The organism is Sodalis sp. RH22 (assembly GCF_047324165.1).
GTDB lineage: Bacteria > Pseudomonadota > Gammaproteobacteria > Enterobacterales > Enterobacteriaceae > Acerihabitans.
In genome coordinates, this window is sequence record NZ_CP178731.1 from 1,088,934 (window position 1) to 1,107,587 (window position 18,654).

Annotated in this window: 18 protein-coding genes and 2 tRNA genes; 10 read left to right on the plus strand and 10 right to left on the minus strand. The window is 55.7% G+C overall.

Annotated features, from left to right (window positions below; translation table 11 throughout):
- The first annotated feature begins 78 nt into the window (after window positions 1-78).
- The 7 genes from sufA to ACL2XN_RS04995 all read left to right on the plus strand — a co-directional run bounded on the left by sufA (window position 79) and on the right by ACL2XN_RS04995 (window position 7,155).
- Window positions 79-453: a Fe-S cluster assembly scaffold SufA gene (gene sufA, locus ACL2XN_RS04965; protein WP_410015011.1), complete on the plus strand. Its 375-nt coding sequence runs from the start codon at window positions 79-81 to the stop codon at window positions 451-453.
- Between the two features lie 13 nt (window positions 454-466).
- Window positions 467-1,972 carry a Fe-S cluster assembly protein SufB gene (gene sufB, locus ACL2XN_RS04970; RefSeq protein WP_410015012.1) on the plus strand — a complete coding sequence of 502 codons (1,506 nt, stop codon included), beginning with the start codon at window positions 467-469 and terminating at the stop codon, window positions 1,970-1,972.
- A 79-nt stretch (window positions 1,973-2,051) separates the two neighbouring features.
- Window positions 2,052-2,798, plus strand: coding sequence for a Fe-S cluster assembly ATPase SufC (sufC, locus tag ACL2XN_RS04975; RefSeq protein WP_410015013.1), 747 nt, complete (start codon window positions 2,052-2,054; stop codon window positions 2,796-2,798).
- Window positions 2,773-4,074: a Fe-S cluster assembly protein SufD gene (sufD, locus tag ACL2XN_RS04980; protein WP_410015014.1), complete on the plus strand. Its 1,302-nt coding sequence runs from the start codon at window positions 2,773-2,775 to the stop codon at window positions 4,072-4,074. The genes sufC and sufD overlap by 26 nt, the downstream gene beginning before the upstream one ends.
- Window positions 4,058-5,284, plus strand: a complete 1,227-nt coding sequence (gene sufS, locus ACL2XN_RS04985; RefSeq protein ID WP_413730411.1) for a cysteine desulfurase SufS — start codon at window positions 4,058-4,060, stop codon at window positions 5,282-5,284. Before sufD ends, sufS begins: the two co-directional genes overlap by 17 nt.
- A gap of 25 nt (window positions 5,285-5,309) precedes the next feature.
- Complete coding sequence (sufE, locus tag ACL2XN_RS04990) at window positions 5,310-5,723, plus strand: cysteine desulfuration protein SufE (RefSeq protein WP_410015016.1); 414 nt, start codon at window positions 5,310-5,312, stop codon at window positions 5,721-5,723.
- Between the two features lie 361 nt (window positions 5,724-6,084).
- Window positions 6,085-7,155: a L,D-transpeptidase family protein gene (locus ACL2XN_RS04995; RefSeq protein ID WP_413730412.1), complete on the plus strand. Its 1,071-nt coding sequence runs from the start codon at window positions 6,085-6,087 to the stop codon at window positions 7,153-7,155.
- Window positions 7,156-7,455: 300 nt separating this feature from the next.
- On the opposite strand, the gene ACL2XN_RS05000 is transcribed toward ACL2XN_RS04995, so the two are convergent.
- From ACL2XN_RS05000 to ACL2XN_RS05020, 5 genes are all read right to left on the minus strand, one after another.
- Window positions 7,456-7,695: a major outer membrane lipoprotein gene (locus ACL2XN_RS05000; RefSeq protein ID WP_410015018.1), complete on the minus strand. Its 240-nt coding sequence runs from the start codon at window positions 7,693-7,695 to the stop codon at window positions 7,456-7,458.
- A 341-nt stretch (window positions 7,696-8,036) separates the two neighbouring features.
- A complete protein-coding gene (gene pykF / locus ACL2XN_RS05005) occupies window positions 8,037-9,449 on the minus strand; it encodes a pyruvate kinase PykF (RefSeq protein WP_410015019.1) in 1,413 nt (470 codons plus the stop codon).
- A 576-nt stretch (window positions 9,450-10,025) separates the two neighbouring features.
- A tRNA-Val gene (locus tag ACL2XN_RS05010) sits at window positions 10,026-10,102 on the minus strand.
- 8 nt (window positions 10,103-10,110) lie between these two features.
- Window positions 10,111-10,187 (minus strand) — tRNA-Val (locus ACL2XN_RS05015).
- Window positions 10,188-10,337: 150 nt separating this feature from the next.
- Window positions 10,338-11,711 carry an MATE family efflux transporter gene (locus ACL2XN_RS05020; protein WP_410015020.1) on the minus strand — a complete coding sequence of 458 codons (1,374 nt, stop codon included), beginning with the start codon at window positions 11,709-11,711 and terminating at the stop codon, window positions 10,338-10,340.
- A 205-nt stretch (window positions 11,712-11,916) separates the two neighbouring features.
- Between ACL2XN_RS05020 and ACL2XN_RS05025 the strand changes: the two genes are divergently transcribed.
- On the plus strand, window positions 11,917-12,558 hold the full coding sequence (locus tag ACL2XN_RS05025; protein ID WP_413730413.1) for a riboflavin synthase subunit alpha: 642 nt from the start codon (window positions 11,917-11,919) through the stop codon (window positions 12,556-12,558).
- A gap of 150 nt (window positions 12,559-12,708) precedes the next feature.
- Here the strand turns inward: ACL2XN_RS05025 and cfa are convergent, their stop codons facing one another.
- Together cfa and purR are read right to left on the minus strand one after the other, a co-directional pair.
- Entirely contained in the window at window positions 12,709-13,860 is a 1,152-nt protein-coding gene (cfa, locus tag ACL2XN_RS05030; RefSeq protein ID WP_413730414.1) for a cyclopropane fatty acyl phospholipid synthase, read from the minus strand.
- Between the two features lie 445 nt (window positions 13,861-14,305).
- The gene (purR, locus tag ACL2XN_RS05035) at window positions 14,306-15,322 is read right to left on the minus strand and encodes an HTH-type transcriptional repressor PurR (protein ID WP_410015023.1); all 1,017 of its coding nucleotides are present in this window, start codon (window positions 15,320-15,322) and stop codon (window positions 14,306-14,308) included.
- Between the two features lie 237 nt (window positions 15,323-15,559).
- Between purR and ACL2XN_RS05040 the strand changes: the two genes are divergently transcribed.
- The gene (locus tag ACL2XN_RS05040) at window positions 15,560-15,649 is read left to right on the plus strand and encodes a YnhF family membrane protein (RefSeq protein WP_162365808.1); all 90 of its coding nucleotides are present in this window, start codon (window positions 15,560-15,562) and stop codon (window positions 15,647-15,649) included.
- A 63-nt stretch (window positions 15,650-15,712) separates the two neighbouring features.
- Here ACL2XN_RS05040 and ACL2XN_RS05045 read toward each other — a convergent pair whose 3' ends face one another.
- On the minus strand, window positions 15,713-16,606 hold the full coding sequence (locus ACL2XN_RS05045) for an NlpC/P60 family protein (RefSeq protein WP_410015024.1): 894 nt from the start codon (window positions 16,604-16,606) through the stop codon (window positions 15,713-15,715).
- A 411-nt stretch (window positions 16,607-17,017) separates the two neighbouring features.
- Between ACL2XN_RS05045 and ACL2XN_RS05050 the strand changes: the two genes are divergently transcribed.
- Window positions 17,018-17,365 carry a Grx4 family monothiol glutaredoxin gene (locus ACL2XN_RS05050; protein ID WP_410015025.1) on the plus strand — a complete coding sequence of 116 codons (348 nt, stop codon included), beginning with the start codon at window positions 17,018-17,020 and terminating at the stop codon, window positions 17,363-17,365.
- A 73-nt stretch (window positions 17,366-17,438) separates the two neighbouring features.
- On the opposite strand, the gene rnt is transcribed toward ACL2XN_RS05050, so the two are convergent.
- Window positions 17,439-18,104, minus strand: a complete 666-nt coding sequence (rnt, locus tag ACL2XN_RS05055; RefSeq protein ID WP_410015026.1) for a ribonuclease T — start codon at window positions 18,102-18,104, stop codon at window positions 17,439-17,441.
- Between the two features lie 119 nt (window positions 18,105-18,223).
- The gene (gene gloA, locus ACL2XN_RS05060) at window positions 18,224-18,631 is read right to left on the minus strand and encodes a lactoylglutathione lyase (protein WP_413722895.1); all 408 of its coding nucleotides are present in this window, start codon (window positions 18,629-18,631) and stop codon (window positions 18,224-18,226) included.
- Window positions 18,632-18,654: the final 23 nt, after the last annotated feature.

Below are 18,654 nucleotides of genomic sequence, written 5' to 3' on the forward strand. Positions count from 1 at the left end.
AAGGTTGCAGTGAATATTCATATCACTAACATAGAGAGATTGCTGTTTATCGTCTTGAAACATTGAGAGGTAAGTTTTATGCAAATGGACACGGTTGAAACGTTTTCACTGGAAGAAAACATCTGGCAAGGCCTGACCCTCAGCGCCAGCGCCGCCAGGCAAATCCGTCATCTGATGGAACAAAATTCCGCCATGCAAGGGTTACGGCTTGGCGTGAAACAATCCGGCTGCGCCGGTTTCGGTTATGTGATGGACGTGGCGACCGCTGCGGCCGAAGAAAGCGAACTGGTTTATGAGCGTGACGGCGCGCGGCTTTTTGTCCCGCTGAAAGCCATGCCTTTTATCGACGGCACGGAAGTGGACTTCGTGCAGGAAGGCTTGAATCACGTATTTAAATTCAACAATCCCAAAGCTCAACATGCCTGCGGGTGTGGCGAAAGTTTTGGCCTTTGAGCGATGAACCATTATGGCACGAAGCACTATTGAAACTCCCGAGGCGATTGACGCCGCGCAGCCCTGGATAAAAAGCGAACGTTATAAAGAAGGCTTTTTTACCCAACTGGTCACCGACGAGCTGGCACATGGCATCAGTGAAGACGTGGTGCGGGCAATCTCGGCTAAACGTAATGAACCGGAATGGATGCTGGAGTTTCGCCTTAATGCCTACCGCGCCTGGCTGGAAATGGAAGAGCCGCACTGGTTGAAAGCGCATTATAAAAAACTGGATTATAACGATTACAGCTATTATTCCGCCCCTTCCTGCGGCAGCTGCGACGACAACTGCGGTTCCCAGCCCGGCGCCATGCAGCAGCCAGGCCAGGACGCGGCCAAGAATTACCTGACCGATGAAGTGGAAAAAGCGTTCAACCAACTGGGCGTACCGGTGCGTGAAGGCGCCGAGGTAGCGGTCGACGCCATTTTCGACTCGGTGTCGGTATCGACCACCTATCGCGACAAGCTGGCGAAGGAAGGCATTATCTTCTGTTCGTTTGGCGAAGCCATCCATGAACATCCGGATCTGGTGCGGCAGTACCTGGGCAGCGTGGTGCCGCCCAACGATAACTTTTTCGCGGCCCTGAATTCCGCCGTGGCTTCCGACGGCACCTTTGTCTACATCCCCAAAGGCGTGCGTTGCCCGATGGAGCTGTCCACCTACTTTCGCATTAACGCCGCGAAAACCGGGCAGTTCGAGCGCACCATCCTGATTGCCGACGAAGACAGTTACGTCAGTTATATCGAAGGCTGCTCGGCGCCGGTGCGCGACAGCTATCAACTGCACGCCGCGGTGGTGGAAGTTATCGCCCACAAAAACGCCGAGGTGAAATATTCCACGGTGCAGAACTGGTTCGCCGGCAGCGAATCCGAAGGCGGCATCCTGAACTTCGTTACCAAGCGGGCGCTGTGCGCCGGCGAAAACTCCAAGATGTCATGGACGCAGTCGGAAACCGGTTCGGCCATTACCTGGAAGTACCCCAGCGTTATTCTGCGCGGCGACAATTCGGTGGGCGAGTTCTTCTCGGTGGCCCTGACCAATGGACGCCAGCAGGCCGATACCGGCACCAAGATGATCCATATCGGCAAGAACACCCGTTCGACCATTATTTCCAAGGGTATCTCGGCGGGGAAAAGCGAGAACACTTACCGCGGGCTGGTGAAAATCATGCCCAGCGCCACCAATGCGCGTAATTTCACGCAATGCGACTCGATGCTGATCGGCGCGGACTGCGGTGCGCACACCTTCCCTTATGTGGAAGTGCGCAACAATACCGCCCAGTTGGAACATGAGGCGACGACCTCGCGCATCGGTGAAGATCAGCTGTTTTATTGCCGCCAGCGCGGGATCAGCGAGGATGACGCCATCTCGATGATCGTAAACGGGTTCTGTAAGGATGTGTTCTCGGAACTGCCGCTGGAATTCGCCGTCGAGGCGCAAAAACTTTTGGCTATCAGCCTGGAACACAGCGTGGGCTAATCCCGCTTTTTAGTTGCCGACTGCGCACCAGCATGTGCTGCCCGTACGGGCGCACCGAAAGTCGGGTAAAGGAAAAAATATGTTAACAGTTCGCAATTTAAACGTCAGTGTGGAAGATAACGTCATCCTCAAGGGAGTGAACCTGGAAGTCAGGCCCGGCGAGGTGCATGCGATCATGGGACCTAACGGGTCCGGCAAAAGTACCTTGTCGGCCACGCTTGCCGGGCGGGATGACTATCAGGTCACCGACGGCGAAGTGCTGTTCAAAGGCAAGGATCTGCTGGCGCTGGAGCCGGAAGAGCGGGCGGGCGAAGGTATTTTCATGGCCTTCCAGTATCCGGTGGAGATTCCCGGCGTCAGTAATCAGTTCTTTTTGCAGACCGCAGTGAACGCGGTGCGTAAATACCGGCAGCAAGAACCCCTGGACCGCTTTGATTTTGCCGATTTTATCGAAGAAAAAATCGCCTTGTTGAAAATGCCCCCCGATCTGCTGACCCGATCGGTAAACGTCGGCTTTTCCGGCGGTGAAAAAAAACGTAACGATATTCTGCAAATGGCGGCGCTGGAGCCGGACCTGTGCATCCTGGACGAGACCGATTCCGGGCTGGATATCGATGCGCTGAAAGTGGTGGCGCACGGCGTCAATACGCTGCGCAATGAACAGCGCTCTTTTATTATCGTCACCCATTACCAACGTATTCTGGATTATATAAAACCGGATCACGTGCACGTGCTTTACCAGGGCCGCATCGTAAAATCCGGCGATTTTTCCCTGGTGAAACAGCTTGAGGAGCAAGGCTATGGCTGGCTTACCGAACAACAATAATGCCCAGGCGTTGCAACAATGGCACCATCTGTTCGAAGGGCAGAGCCTGAGCCGCTCCGCCCAGGCTTATGAACACTGGCAAAGCGTCGAGCGCCTCGGCCTGCCGACGCGTAAACACGAACACTGGAAATACACGCCGCTGGACGGCCTGTTAGCGCACCGATTCGCCTTTGCGGCGGGCAAACGCCTTAGCCTGGATGAGCGCGACCGGCTGAGTCTGGATCTGGATGCCGTGCGCCTGGTGTTCGTCAACGGCCGTTTTGCGCCGCATCTGAGCGATAGCGACACCGGCTTCTGGCAGGTGACGGTCGAGCAGGGCGCCGAACGCCTGCCGTTGCCGGCGCCCATCCAGCCGGAAATCTTCCTGCACCTGACCGAGAGCCTGAGTTGCGAAACCACGCGCATTCGCCTTCCGGCGGGTAAAACGGCCGAAAAACCGCTGTATCTGCTGCACCTGAGCAGTGGCGGGGCGAACCCGGAAGAATTGAATACTCTCCACTATCGCCACCATATCGATGTGGGCGGCGGCGCGCAGGGACAGATTATCGAGCATTTCGCAAGCGTCGACGAAACCCTGGCCCATTTCACCGGGTCGCGGTTGACGCTGGCGGTAGGCGATAATGCCCGGTTGGCGCATATCAAGCTGGCGTTTGAAAACCGTGTGAGCTACCACTTCGCCCATAACGATATCCATATCGGCCGCGACGCGGTGGTGCGCAGCAGCAGCTTCCTGCTGGGGGCGGGGTTGGCCCGCCACCAGACCAGCGCCCGCCTCGACGGCGAAGGCGCCGATCTGGCTATCAACAGCCTGCTGTTGCCGTCGGGCAACGACGTGGCGGATACCCGTACCTATCTTGAACATAATAAAGGCTATTGCCTGAGCCGCCAGCTCCATAAGATCATCGCGCGCGAGCGTGGCAAAGGGGTCTTTAACGGCCTGATCAAAGTGGCCAAACACGCCATCAAGACCGACGGCCAGATGACCAATAACAATCTGCTGATGGATCGCCTCGCCGAGGTGGATACCAAACCGCAGCTGGAAATTTATGCCGACGACGTGAAATGCAGCCACGGCGCCACCGTGGGGCGCATCGACGAAGAGCAGATGTTCTACCTGCGATCCCGGGGCATTAAACGGGAGGATGCTGAAAAAATGATTATCCATGCCTTCGCCGCCGCCATTACCGAGGCGATTGATAACCAGACGGTGCGGGAAACGGTCTTGACGCGTATTGCCGATTCATTGCAGGGGGGAATAAATGTCGTATCCCATTGAACGTGTACGGTCGGATTTCCCGATTTTGGCGCGGCAGGTTAACGGACAACCGCTAACCTATCTCGACAGCGCCGCCAGCGCCCAGAAACCCAGTGTTGTCATCGATGCCGAAAGTGACTATTACCGCCAGGGATACGCCGCCGTGCATCGCGGCATCCACACCCTGAGCGCCGAAGCCACCGGCCGGATGGAAGATGTCCGCGCCCAGGCCGCGCGTTTTATCAACGCGGCCTCGACGGATGAAATCATTTTTGTCAAAGGCACCACCGAAGGCATCAACCTGGTGGCCAACAGCTACGGACGCCATTTTTTCAAGCCCGGCGACAACCTCGTCATCACCGAGATGGAGCATCATTCCAATATCGTTCCCTGGCAGATTATCGCCGAGGAAAAACAGGTGGAAATCCGGGTATTGCCGCTGCTGCCCGACGGCACGCTGGATGAATCGCGCCTGGATGCGCTGGTGGACGACCGTACCCGGCTGCTGGCGATCACCCAGGTTTCCAACGTGTTGGGCACGGTGAACCCGCTTGAGCGCCTGATCGCCCGGGCGCGGGCCGCCGCCGCCGATCTGGTGGTGCTGGTGGACGGCGCCCAGGGCATTATGCACCAGAAAGTGGATGTGCAGGTGCTGGGCTGCGATTTCTACGTCTTTTCCGGCCATAAGATCTACGGTCCCACCGGCATCGGCATACTGTATGGCAAAAAACAGCTGCTGGACCTGATGCCGCCATGGGAAGGGGGCGGTTCGATGATTCGCACCGTCAGCCTGAGCGAAGGCACCACCTTTCTGGAAGCGCCGTGGCGCTTTGAGGCGGGCTCCCCCAATACCGGCGGGATGATGGGGCTGGGCGCGGCGCTGAGCTATGTGGAGAGCCTGGGCATCGAGAATATCCACGTCTACGAGCGGGAACTGATGCGCTACGCGCTTGAGGCGCTGACGCAGGTGCCGGATCTGATCCTGTACGGTCCCGCCGACCGGGCCGGGGTGATCGCCTTTAATCTGGGCAAGCATCATGCCTACGACGTGGGCAGTTTCCTCGATCAGTATGGGATCGCCATCCGTACCGGGCACCATTGCGCAATGCCGCTGATGGCGTATTATCAGGTGCCTAGCATGTGCCGCGCCTCGCTGGCGCTCTATACCACCCGGGAAGATATCGACAGGCTGGTGGCCGGTTTGATCCGCGTGCGTCAATTGCTGGGTTAATACTGATAGCCAGGGAGAACCGTTGATGGCAAATTTGCCGGACAAAGAGAAACTGCTGCGTAACTTTTCCCGCTGCGGCAACTGGGAAGAGAAGTACATGTATATCATCGAGCTGGGCGCTCAGTTGCCGCCGCTCCCCGAGGGCGCGCGCAGCGCCGCAAACCTTATCGCCGGCTGCCAGAGCCAGGTATGGATTGTTATCGCCACCGACGACCGGGGCAATGTCCGGCTGCTGGGCGACAGCGACGCGGCCATTGTCAAAGGCCTGATCGCCACGGTGTTTATTCTTTACCAGGGATTGACGCCGCAGCAGGTCGTGGCGCTGGACGTGCGGCCATTTTTTAACGAACTGGCGCTCGGCCAGCATTTGACGCCGTCCCGCTCGCAGGGCCTGGAAGCCATGGTGCGCAGCATCAGGGCCAAGGCTGCCAACCTGTAATACCCATTGCCGCCGCCCCCTGCGCGTCCGCAACCCGCCGCCGGTCATAGCCTGCGGCGGGTTGCGCCGTCTCGTGAGCCAGAATCGCGCGCCTGGGGTTGCGCCATCTGCGCCATTACGCCCATCCCCGCCCGCGACACCGCATTGCCTGCCGCCCCTATTACCCCCGGGCGAAAGATGTCCTTGCCGCTGCGCTTAACCCGCCATCATTTTGTTCCTTTGCTAAACTCACATTATCAGCGTTATCTGATAGCGAGCGCGAGGTTTGGCTGTTAAACGTGGAGCCGGACCCCGGACTGTCGCCGCCGCGACAACGGAACAGGGTCTTCGGCTTACGATAAAAACAATGCGGGAAATCAATATGAACTATGCGCGGACCCTTAAATGCTTCGCTTTCGTTACCAGCCTCGCCGGGGGACTTCTGCTGGGGAGCTCCTCCGCCGGCGCCACCGAATATGCCCTGCCGGCGGAAAACAGCCGTTTAATCGGGGAAAATATTACCGCCACCGTCGCCAATGACGGCGGTTCGCTGGAAGCCATCGCCGCGGCGCACAAAATCGGCCTGCTTGCCATGCTGGAGGCCAATCCGGGCACGGACCCTTATCTGCCCCAGGCCGGGTCGGTCCTGACCATACCGACGCAAATGCTGCTGCCGGACACCCCGCGCAAAGGCATTGTCATCAACCTGGCCGAGCTGCGGCTTTATTATTATCCAAAAGACGAAAACAAGGTGATCGTTTATCCGATTGGCATCGGCCAGTTGGGACGCACCACGCCGGTGATGACCACCACCATTACCCAGAAAATCGCCAATCCTACCTGGACGCCGACGCCCAATATCCGCAAGCATTACCTGGAAGAGCAGGGCATCACCCTGCCGGCCGTCGTGCCGGCGGGGCCGGACAATCCCATGGGGCTGTTCGCCCTGCGCCTGGCGGCCGGCAAAGGGGTCTATCTCATCCATGGCACCAATGCTAATTTTGGTATCGGCATGCGCGTCAGCTCGGGGTGCATGCGGCTGCGGCCCGATGATATCCAGGCCTTATTCGACACGGTGCCGGTGGGAACCCGGGTACAGGTGGTCAACGATGCGATCAAGGTGGCCCAGGAACCGGATGGCAAACGGTATATTGAGGTCCATCAGCCGCTGTCGCGCAACGATCGCGACGATCCGCAGACGATGCGCATCGCCTACAGCGCCAAGGTGAAGAAATTCCTCGCCGATGGCGCTACCGACCGCGCCGTGGCCGACGAGGCCATCGCGCGCCGTTCCGGCATGCCGGTGCTGATTTCCAGCGGTGAGGCGCAAACCAGCCTGCCATCCGACGCGCCGGCGGTACAAAGCGCTAAAGCACCGGTTAAGGCCGCGCCTGTCGCCAGCATCACTCAAAATGGCGCTGGTGCGGGCGACAGCGCGCTGTCGACGCAATAAGGCCTCCGAGTCCACCGGCGGCATTAACGGCCCGTCGCCGGCGGTACAGAGATGATTTCAGCGGGTATGGGCGGGGGACCGCCGTCGTACGCCCGGTGTGCGGTGAAAACGGTCTGTGCGCCGCCCCAGGAGCATCCACTGGATGACGCAGAACCGGAAAGGTAGCGCCGGGCGCCAAGAAACGAATGGCATGGCTGGCGGAAGGCGGCGAGGGGAAGATACGGGGGCTGTGCGTACAGTTTCTCAGGCAAAAAAAATGGCGCACGTGAGTGCGCCATTTTCTAAACAAGTCTATGACTCTTATTTACGATAAGAGTGAGCTTGGTTATCTAAACGTTGGTTAGCACGGGCAGCGTCGTCTTTAGCGGCCTGAACGTCAGAACGAATAGCGGTGACATCGTTGCTGAGCTGGTCAACTTTCGCGTTCAGAGTTTGAACGTCAGAGGACAGCTGATCGATTTTAGCGTTGCTTGAACAGGCAGTCATACCCATAGATAAAACAAGAAGTGTCGCGCCCAGTACCAGTTTAGTACGATTCATTATTAATACCCTCTAGATTGAGTTAATCTCCATGTAGCATTACAAGTATTACACAAAGTATTTTCTAAGGAGAACAATTTTTAGCAATAAAGCGATTAAATTCGATTGAATGCTCAAAGAAACACCTTGTTTTACAGGGAGGTTAAAAAAAAAGGATAAACCATCACCTTCCATAAGAAAACTCCGATTAAGTCGGGGTAAAAACCAGGCCCTTTTTGTGCTATTGCGATAGAATTATTGCACGCCGTCGGAGCGGTACAACAGAATTACCGGGCGCGGCATTCTCTGCGGGCAAAAAAAAGCCTCCGGCAAGCCGGAGGCGCAGGTGGGTAAACCCGGATTTACAGCAGATGAACGGACGCGGTATTGGTCGTGCCGCTCGGTACCAGGGCACCGGACACCATGACGATGATCTCGCCTTTTTTAGCCAGGCCGGTTTCGATGGCCATGGCTTTGCCGATGCGGTAGAAATCATCGGTAGAGGCGATTTCATCCACCAATTGGCAGGTTACGCCTTTGGACAGCAGCAGCTGACGCGCGGTAATGGCATTGGTGGTCAGCGCCAGGATTTCCGCCTTAGGGAAGTATTTACGCACCGCTTTGGCGGATTTGCCGCCTTCGGTCGCCACGACAATCAGCGGGGCTTCCAGCTTTTCGGCTGTTTCCACCGCGCCGCGACATACGGCTTCGGTGATACGCAGTTTGCGGCTGTCGTTAATGCTGTCGATGCGGCTGGGCATGACGCGGTCGGTACGATCGCAGATGGTGGCCATGATGGTCACGGCTTCCAACGGATATTTCCCCTTGGCGCTTTCACCGGACAGCATTACGGCATCGGTGCCGTCGATGATGGCGTTGGCCACGTCGCCGGCTTCAGCGCGGGTCGGGCGGGGATTCTTGATCATGGAATCGAGCATTTGGGTGGCGGTAATGACCACTTTACGTGCGCGGTTACATTTTTCGATCATCATCTTCTGGGCAAAGATCACTTCTTCCACCGGTATTTCCACACCCAGGTCGCCACGGGCAACCATGATGCCGTCGGAGGCTTCCAGAATCTCGTCAAAATTGTTCAGGCCTTCCTGATTTTCAATCTTGGAGATGATCTGGATATGTTCGCCGCCATGCTGTTTCAGGTGTTCACGAATTTCCAGGACATCGGAGCGTTTACGGATGAACGAGGCGGCGATGAAGTCCACGCCCTGTTCGCAGCCGAAGATTAAATCGCCTTTGTCTTTTTCCGCCAGCGCCGGCAGGGCGATGGAAACGCCCGGCAGGTTAACGCCTTTGTTTTCGCCCAGGTCGCCGTTGTTTAACACCTTGCAGACCACGGTGGTATCGGTAACGTCGATAACTTCCATGCCCAGCAGGCCGTCATCCACCAGCACGGTATTGCCGACCGACAGGTCCTTGGCAAAGCCCGGGTAGGTGACCGCGACGCGTTCTTTGGTGCCGACTACCGTCTGGTCGGTGGTGAACGTAAAGGTCTGGCCGGCGGTAAGGGAAACATCGTTGCCGTTTTCCAGTTTCATGGTACGGATTTCCGGCCCTTTGGTATCGAGCAGGATGGCGGCTTTCTTGCCGGTTTCCTGCAGGATGGCGCGCAGGTTGGTAATGCGGTTGCCGTGTTCTTCAAAGTCGCCGTGGGAGAAATTAAGGCGCATGACGTTCATGCCCGCGTTCAGCAGCTTTGACAGCATTTCTTTCGATTCAGTTTTTGGACCGATGGTACAAACGATTTTTGTCTTTTTCATAACAATGATATCTGCAAGTTGTGTTGGATGATAAATCTGATATATCGCCGGTGAATATCGACGACGAAAAATTGTGCAGCCTTGCGAGCCTGTTCCCCATGTTCAAGGATAGGAGACAAAAGTGAGAAAATGATGAAAATATAGCTAAATTATCTGGCCGAACGTGCCGGCAAGCGGTAGTGGATAAGTCTGTTTTAATTAGTATTTGGCAAATCAACGGGGCTTAAGCCATTCAATTGAAATAACGTTTTGTATTATAGTTATTGGGCCGGCGGAAACAAGATAAAAACAGCACAAATAATGCGTAAGCCGTGAAAAAGAGTGCATTTGTGGTAAATATGCAAATTTTTAGTATCAAGTGTTGCGCAGATGCACAATAAAATCGGTAACCGGTGCGCAACAATGGACGTAAATACCAGCAACAGATAACAATAACGCCATGAGGGATTAACACCACGGGATCCCGGATGTTTGTTTTGCCGGCCGCTTTTAGGTTGACGTAACGGAGAGAAAAAAAGAAGAAAATGCAGGTAACTGCGTTCACCAGCGGGGTACAGACCAGGGAGGAAAATAATATGGTGCGTCCGAGTGGACTCGAACCACCGACCCCCACCATGTCAAGGTGGTGCTCTAACCAGCTGAGCTACGGACGCACAAGAAGTGGTGCGTTCTAATGGACTCGAACCATCGACCCCCACCATGTCAAGGTGGTGCTCTAACCAGCTGAGCTAAGAACGCATTTTACACATCGCCATCTGCCTGACAGCGGGACGAATATTAACGGGCAATATCACCGCATGCAAGAGGAAAAAGCGTTTTTTACCGCCCGCGACCGACAACTGCCCATCTAATACACAGCGTGCCGGTTTTTTAACCGCCAGGGCGCCGTCAGCGCGCCGCCCGATTGAGAATCAGCCGTGAGGGCTGGCGCTGCAGCCAAAGCATACGCAGCGTCATCAGCAGTGCCGCCGACGTCAGGCCGATGATAAAGCCTGTCCAGAAACCGCTCGGCCCCATGGCCGGCACGACATAATCCGTCAGCGCCAGCACATATCCGCACGGCAGGCCCAGCAACCAGTAGGCGGTAAACGTAATGAAAAAAATCGAACGGGTGTCTTTGTATCCGCGCAGTACGCCGTTGCCAATCACCTGGATCGAATCGGAGATCTGGTAGATGGCCGCCAGCGCCATCAGATGGGAGGCCATCGCCACCACCGCCGGCGTATCGTTATACAGCCGGGCGATTTCCACCCGGTACAGGAAAGTGCATACCGCGGTCACGCAGGCCAGCATAACGCCCATGCCCAGGCTGGTCCAGGCGGCGACCCGCGCTTGTTCCACATCATTTTGCCCCAGGCGGAATCCGACGCGGATCGTGGCAGCGACGCCCATCGACAGCGGCAGCACGAACATCAGGGAGCTGAAGTTCAAGGCTATTTGATGTCCCGCCACCGCGACGATGCCAAGCGGCGTCACCAACAGCGCAACCACGGCGAACAGGGTCACTTCAAAGAACAGCGACAGGGCGACGGGTAAACCCAGGCCGGCCAGCCGGCGCAGCGCCGTCCAGTCGGGCCGGGAAAACCCGCCCGGCAGATGCAAATCCTGAAAGCTGCCGGCCCGGCGCATATAAAGCCACATCACCACATACATGAGCCAGTAGACGGATGCGGTGGCGATGCCGCACCCCACGCCGCCCATGGCCGGGATGCCGAATTTGCCGTAGATGAAAATGTAATTGATAGGCACGTTGGCAAGCAGGCCGAGAAAACCTATCGCCATACCGGGCTTGGTTTTGGACAGACCGTCGCATTGGCAACGCAGCACCTGGAAAAACAAATAGCCGGGCGCGCCCCACAGCAGGTAATGCAGGTAGGCGACAGCTTTTTGCGCCAGCACGGGATCGACATGGCGCATTCTCTCGATGACCAGGCGGCAGTTATACAGCACCGCCATAACCAAAATCGCCGCGGCCGCCGCCAGCCAGAATCCCTGGCGTACCTGATGGGCGATACGTTCGCGCCGCCCGGACCCGTTCAACTGCGCGATAACCGGCGTGAGGGCCAGGATCAGACCGTGGCCGAACAGGATGGTGGGCAGCCAGATGGACGTGCCGACGGCAACCGCCGCCATATCCGTCGCGCTGACGGAGCCGGACATGATGGTATCGACCACGCCCATCGACGTTTGGGCTATTTGCGCGAAAATAACCGGTATGGCCAAGGACATTAATGTACGCGCTTCCAGGAAGTACTTCTGCACGTAGGCACCTATGGTTTTATGTGTATGGAATAAGCAGGCGAAAGTTAACATAAAGGTTAAAAATCTGCGGCATAGTGTAAAGCATTTGTCCGGTTATACCAGTGCGGGACGACACAAATCCGTGCGGCGGCGGATTTGGATTTCCTGGGGAAATCGTGCACACTAGCCTGACTGATTCCAGCGGTGGTTTACAGAGGCCAAGGTTATGTTTACGGGTATTGTTCAGGGCACCGCGCCCATTGTGGCAATTGAAGAAAAAGCGAATTTTCGCACGCATTTCGTTTCCCTGCCGGCGGCGATGTTGTCCGGTCTGGAGGAGGGCGCCTCCGTGGCGCACAACGGCTGTTGCCTGACGGTGAGCGGCATTAACGGCGACGTGGTGGCGTTTGATTTGATGAAAGAGACGCTGCGGGTGACCAATCTGGGCGATCTGCAGGTGGGGGATGAGGTGAACGTAGAACGCGCCGCCACCTTTAACGCCGAGATCGGCGGACATGTGATGTCCGGGCATATCATGTGCACTGCCGAGATTGTGAAAATCGTGACGTCGGAAAATAATCGGCAGATTTGGTTCAGAATGCCGGACAAAGCGCTGATGAAATATGTCCTGTATAAAGGATATATCGGCATCGACGGCATCAGCCTGACTATCGGCGAGGTGGCGGCCGATAAATTTTGCGTGCATTTAATACCGGAAACCCTGATGCGCACCACGTTGGGTAAAAAAAGGCTGGGGCAGCAAATCAATATTGAAATCGATCCCCAGACCCAGGCGGTGGTGGATACGGTGGAGCGTGTGCTGGCGCAGCGGGAGGCGGCGATTGCCGCGACGTTAAATACCCTTTAACACGCCTGCCTTGAGTGCGGTGTTGGCGAGCCAGGCGTGCCATGGGGCGCTCTGGCGGCCAGGAGATGGCCGCTTCGACCCCATCGGCGCGCTCTCCCTTTAACACGCCTGCCTTGAGTGCGGTGTTAAAGGGCCTGGCGTTCCATGGTATTAACGGGGTACGCGAATACCGCCATCCACGCCTTCCGGGCTGAACAATACCTGCCATAAATGGATATTGCGCGCGCGGAATGCCCCCGCGCAGGCATTCAGGTAATAACTGAACATTCGGTAAAAACGGTCGGAGTATTTGTTGGACAGCGCCGGCCAGGCGGCGACAAAACGTTCATACCAGGCCATGAGCGTTTTGTCGTAATCAGAGCCGAAGTTATGCCAGTCTTCCATAACAAAATGCTTTTCGCTGGCATGGGCAATCTGCTGTACCGACGGCAGGCAGCCGTTAGGAAAAATATACTTATTTATCCACGGGTCGACATTCATATCGGTGATATTCGAGCCGATGGTATGCAGCAGGAACAGGCCATCCCGTTTCAGGTTGCGATCGATAACGTTGAAATAGGTGGCGTAATTCTTGGGGCCTACGTGTTCGAACATGCCGACTGAAACAATACGGTCAAATTGCATATCCAGATCGCGATAGTCCTGCAGCAAAATGGTGACATCCAGTCCCTCGCAGCGCGTTTGCGCCAGCTTTTGCTGCTCGGCAGAGATAGTGACGCCCTGTACCGATACGCCATAATTCCTGGCCGCGTAGGCGGCAAGCCCGCCCCAGCCGCAGCCCACGTCCAGCAGCGTCAGGCCGGGTCGCAGCTGCAGTTTTTCGCAAATCATCTTCAGCTTATCCTGCTGGGCTTCCTCGAGGGTGGTCGCCTGTTTCCAGTAGCCGCAGGAATATTGCATATAGGGATCGAGCATCTTTTCAAACAGATCGTTACCCAAATCGTAATGTTCTTTGCCCACGATCCAGGCCCGCTTGCGCGACTGGAGGTTCATCAGCCGGGCGGCGGCAATGCGTAAGGTATCTTTTAAATGATGCGGAAGTTTATTCTCCAGACCCGCCCTGAGAACACGCTGGAAAAAAATGTCCAGCCGCTCACACTCCCACCAGCCATCCATGTAACTCTCGCCCAATCCCAAAGATCCATCCTGCAATACGCGCTTAAAAAATCCCGGATTCTTGATTCGGATATCAAATGGTCTTGAACCATTGAGTTCAATACCGGCTTCAGAGAGCAATTCATGGACGATACGGTACCAATCATTATCATGAAAGCTCAGGTCTTCAACGCACGAGGAACTCATAGCTTCTCCATCACCTTTCTTCTGCAGTGCCCCGTCAGGAAAAGCACTCACCATGCCTGCGGGCTTTATAAGAATCCACGGTTATCCGTGGTGTCTGAAGTATCACCATCAACAGAGGAATATAAAGTAAACCTTAGACTGCGACTTAGCCGGGCGCTTTATAAAAGGGTGATGTCATGTTGGAAAACACGACATACTTTTATACAAATTTATTAGACAACTCGTTATAATTGTTAACGATATTGAGTATAAGCCTGCATTTTAATTTAGACAATAGCTAACGCGCTAATGTATTTCCCATTATAACTTAATGATTTCTCGCTGAAACAATAACTCTTTGCACAGAGATCATTATATGAAAAATCTTGTGTCCGAGGCGGACGGCGCTTTACATAGCAACAGACCCTGGAGGCGCCAGCCCGTTGCCCGGGCCTGGCGCGTGGCCTTAAGCGGGGAAGGGACCGTCTGCGACCGAACGGCGTTCAATCAGCGACGGATGGACTTCGATGGTTTTGGCGTTCTCGCGTTTGCTGGTAATCCTATCGAGCAGCATGGTAAGCGCCGCCTCGCCCAAATCCTCTTTAGGCTGATGGATGGTGGTCAGCGCCGGGCTGAAAAAGCACGAATTGCGCACGTTGTCGTAGCCGATGATAGAAATATCCTCAGGTACGCTCAGGCCCATTTCATTAATGGCGCACAGTGCGCCCATGGCCATAATGTCGCCGCCGCAGAAGACCGCGGTGGGACGCGGCGTTTGCGCCAGGATTTGTTTCATCGCCAGGTAGCCGGATTCAGGCTCGAAATTGCCTTGCACAATCCAGCGGTCGTTTAACGGGATGCCGGCCTCCGCCATGGCATGCAGATAGCCGCGGTGGCGGCCGCCGCCGGTGTTGCGCGCCAGCTGTCCGGGAATGGCGCCGATGGCGCGATGGCCGCGTTTAAGCAAATATTGCGTCGCCATATAACCGCCGGCAAAGGCGTTATCGATAATGGTGTCGGTAAAATCACGGCGGGCCTCACCCCAATCCATGACCACCATGGGGATATGCTGATATTCCTCAAGCATATCCAGCAGCGTTTCGGGATACTCGGCGCACATCACCAGCAGGCCGTCGACGCGCTTTTGCGCCAGCATCGCCAGATAGGCGCGCTGTTTTTCGAGATCATTGTGCGAATTGCACAATATCAGGGTATAACCGCGAGCAAAGCAATGGTGCTCAATCGCCTCGATAATTTCGGCGAAATAGGGCGCCTCGCTGGTGCTGGCGAGCAGGCCGATGGACTTGGTGCGATTGACCTTCAGGCTGCGCGCCACGGCGCTGGGTGAATAATGCAGTTGTTTAATGGCGTCCAGCACGGCAATTTGAGTGTCTTGCGCAACAAAACGGGTTTTATTGATCACATGCGAAACGGTGGTTGTCGATACATTAGCGCGTTTTGCCACATCTTTAATGGTTGCCATGCCTTTGATACTCCCGTACGCCCTGGCTGGAATAATGTCTGTCGAAGGCGCAAGCACTTTCCGACGCTGTGGAATTAACCGTTAATTTTCGTTCATCCCGCGCCAAAGTGAAAGTGTTAAATGTGGCGGCTACAGGTTGGGAGCAAGCTTTTTCATCGCTGTTATGGCAAACTGACGATAACTGCTCTGCGGGCCGGTGGATAAGGCCGGCGCCCTGGTTTACGTTAAGGAGATAGAATGGACAGCGATTTAAAAATGTCGTTACTGACCACGGTGTTCTCGCTGCTGGTGATTATTGTCTTCAGCTTTACCGCCGTCATGAACTGACACCCTCTCGGTTCAGATATAAAAAAGAGGAGCCTTGGCTCCTCTTTTTTTTCCGGCGCGCCTTCAGCGGATATTTTTCGGCGTGACCACCCGGCGGGCGCCCACGTAATGATCCTGCCAATAATCCTCACTCAGATAGCTGATACGGATATCGCTGCCGGTGCGGGGCGACTGGATAAAGCGACCATTGCCAAGATAGACGCCGACGTGATCCGCCGCGCCGCGATTGGAAATATGGAAAAAGACCAGGTCGCCGCTTTCCAGCTCGTCTTTCTTAACCGGCGCTGCGTCGCGCAGGTGGTACATTTCGTTGGCTGTGCGCGGCATATGGATGCGTACCACATCCTTGTAGGCATAATAAATCAGGCCGCTGCAGTCAAAGCCGGTATTAGGCGACATGCCGCCCCAACGGTAAGGCTTGCCCATTTGGGAGAGGAGTTTATTCATGGCGGTAAGCTTGGCGGTCTGGTAGCGTTTCTTATGGCTCTCGCTCATCTTTATCGGCTGATCGTTGGCCACCAGTTCTACCGCCGCCTGATCTTTTATCATCCGGTGCCGGCCGTAACCTTTTTTATAGCCTTTTTTCGGCGGAGTGAAGGAGGCTATTTTTTTCGTCGCCGTGGTTTTTGATGCCTTGGCAAGAGGGGAGGTTTTGCTTTTCTTCGCGCCGGTTTTCGCCACCGCGGGTTCCAAAGGCCGTTTCACGCCGGCTTTTTCATGCGCCGGTTCCGGCGATTTTTTAATGCTGGCTTTTTCACTGACGGCGGGCGCGCTGGCGACAGGTTTGCTTTTCTTGGCTATTTTTACCGGTTTGCGTTTGCGCCGGTCGCCGGTTTTTGCCGCCGCTGCCTGGGATTTGCGCTGATCGGCATTGACGCCGGCGCTCGGCGCGGCATGTGCCAGGTTCAAAAACAACTGGGTAAAAAGCAACACAAAAAGCGTAAAGCATAAACGCATGATAAACGCTATCCTTATGTGGCCCAAAATAGGGGGTTATCAACACCTCACAGGAATTTAAGCTATTTACCTCGTCATTGCATCATCAATTCACTACTTATTGTGTATAAACGTGAATAAGTTCGATTTTGCTGCATTTAACAGCGTTCAGCGGCGCTTTATTCAACATATTTTGAGGGTGTGCACCGAATGTTTCAGCCCGTTTTGTTCGGCGGCAGGGGGTAAAAGCCGCTACAGTGATAGTATTGCCTGTCCTACGTGGGCGGGCCGGGAGTGAATTGACGCGCCTTTACCGCGCGGGCCGGCAAAAAAACGTTTATTTGTTTAGCCGGTAGTGGCTAAAATGAAGAGACTGCGTGTAATCCCGCACAGTGCAGATAAGGCCAGATGCTGGCTTGAGGAAGCGAGACAATGACGACGATTGAAAAAATTCAGCAGCAGATAGCTGAGAACCCGATTCTTCTTTATATGAAAGGCTCGCCAAAATTGCCCGGCTGCGGTTTTTCCGCACAGGCAGTACAGGCGCTTTCCGCCTGTGGTGAGCGTTTCGCGTATGTGGATGTCCTGCAAAATCCCGATATTCGCGCCGAGTTGCCGAAATTCGCCAACTGGCCGACCTTCCCACAGCTGTGGGTGGACGGCGAACTGGTCGGCGGCTGCGATATCATTATCGAAATGTATCAGCACGGCGAGTTGCAACCGTTGATCAAAGAGACCGCGGTAAAATACAACTCCCAGGAAAACCAGACCCCTTCCTGAGTTCCCCGGGACGCCTGCGGATAACCCCCGCCCCTTGCGGCGGGGGTTTTTAACCGCCGGACGCAAGCATCGGCTAGGCGTGCTCGCCGGCGGCAGGCTCGCCGACGGGGGGAACAGGCCAGCCGCCGAGACGTTTCCAGCGATTAACCAGCTCACAAAATAATTCAGCGGTGCGTTCGGTGTCATAGAGCGCGGAATGCGCCTGGCCGGCGTCAAATTCGATGCCTCCGGCCGCGCAGGCTTTGGCCAACACCGTCTGGCCCAGCACCAGCCCGCTGAGAGCAGCGGTGTCGAAGGTGGCAAACGGATGGAAAGGATTACGCTTTAATGCCGCCCGTCCGGCCGCCGCCATAAGAAATCCGTGGTCGAACCCGGCATTGTGCGCGACGATAATCGCGCGGTTGCAGCCCCGATCCTTAATGCCTTTGCGCACCATTTTGAAAATTTCATGCAGCGCCTCGTACTCGCTCACCGCGCCGCGCAGCGGGTTGGTCGGGTCGATACCGTTAAAGGCCAGGGCTTCCGGCTGCAGTTGCGCGCCGGGAAAAGGCTCGACATGGAAATGCAGGCATTGGTCGGTGACCAGCCAGCCTTCATCGTCCATGTTGAGGGTGACGGCGGCGATTTCGAGCAAGGCGTCGGTTGCGGCGTTAAAGCCCGCGGATTCAATATCGATTACCACTGGATAAAAGCCGCGAAAACGGCCGCGAAGGGTATTTACATCATCAAGTTCAGCCATGCCTGTTCTTAATTTTTAAGGAAAACAGCCCGCATTATGGCAAATTTTAGCGCCGGATGCATGGCGAATCCGCTCCCTTCTCCCCAGGATAGCGGATTTGGCGGGGCCGGGCTGGTACTTTATTTGCCCAGGCCCTTGCCGGCATGTTTTTGTTCAATCAGCTCGATTTTATAACCATCGGGATCTTCGATAAAAGCGATAACCGTCGTGCCGCCCTTGACCGGTCCCGCTTCGCGGGTCACCTTGCCGCCGGCCTGGCGAATGCGGTCGCAGGTAGCGGCCACATCGTCAACCCCGAGCGCGATATGGCCGTAGGCGGTACCCAGCTCGTAGCTATCGACGCCCCAGTTATAGGTCAATTCAATCACCGCGCCTTCCGTCTCCTCGGTGTAGCCGACAAAGGCCAGGGTGTATTTGTACTCCGTATTTTCGCTGGTGCGCAGTAGGCGCATTCCTAGTATTTTTGTATAAAAATCAATTGATTGCTGTAAATCGGTGACGCGGAGCATGGTATGAAGCAGGCGCATGATATCCTCTATAGACAATGACG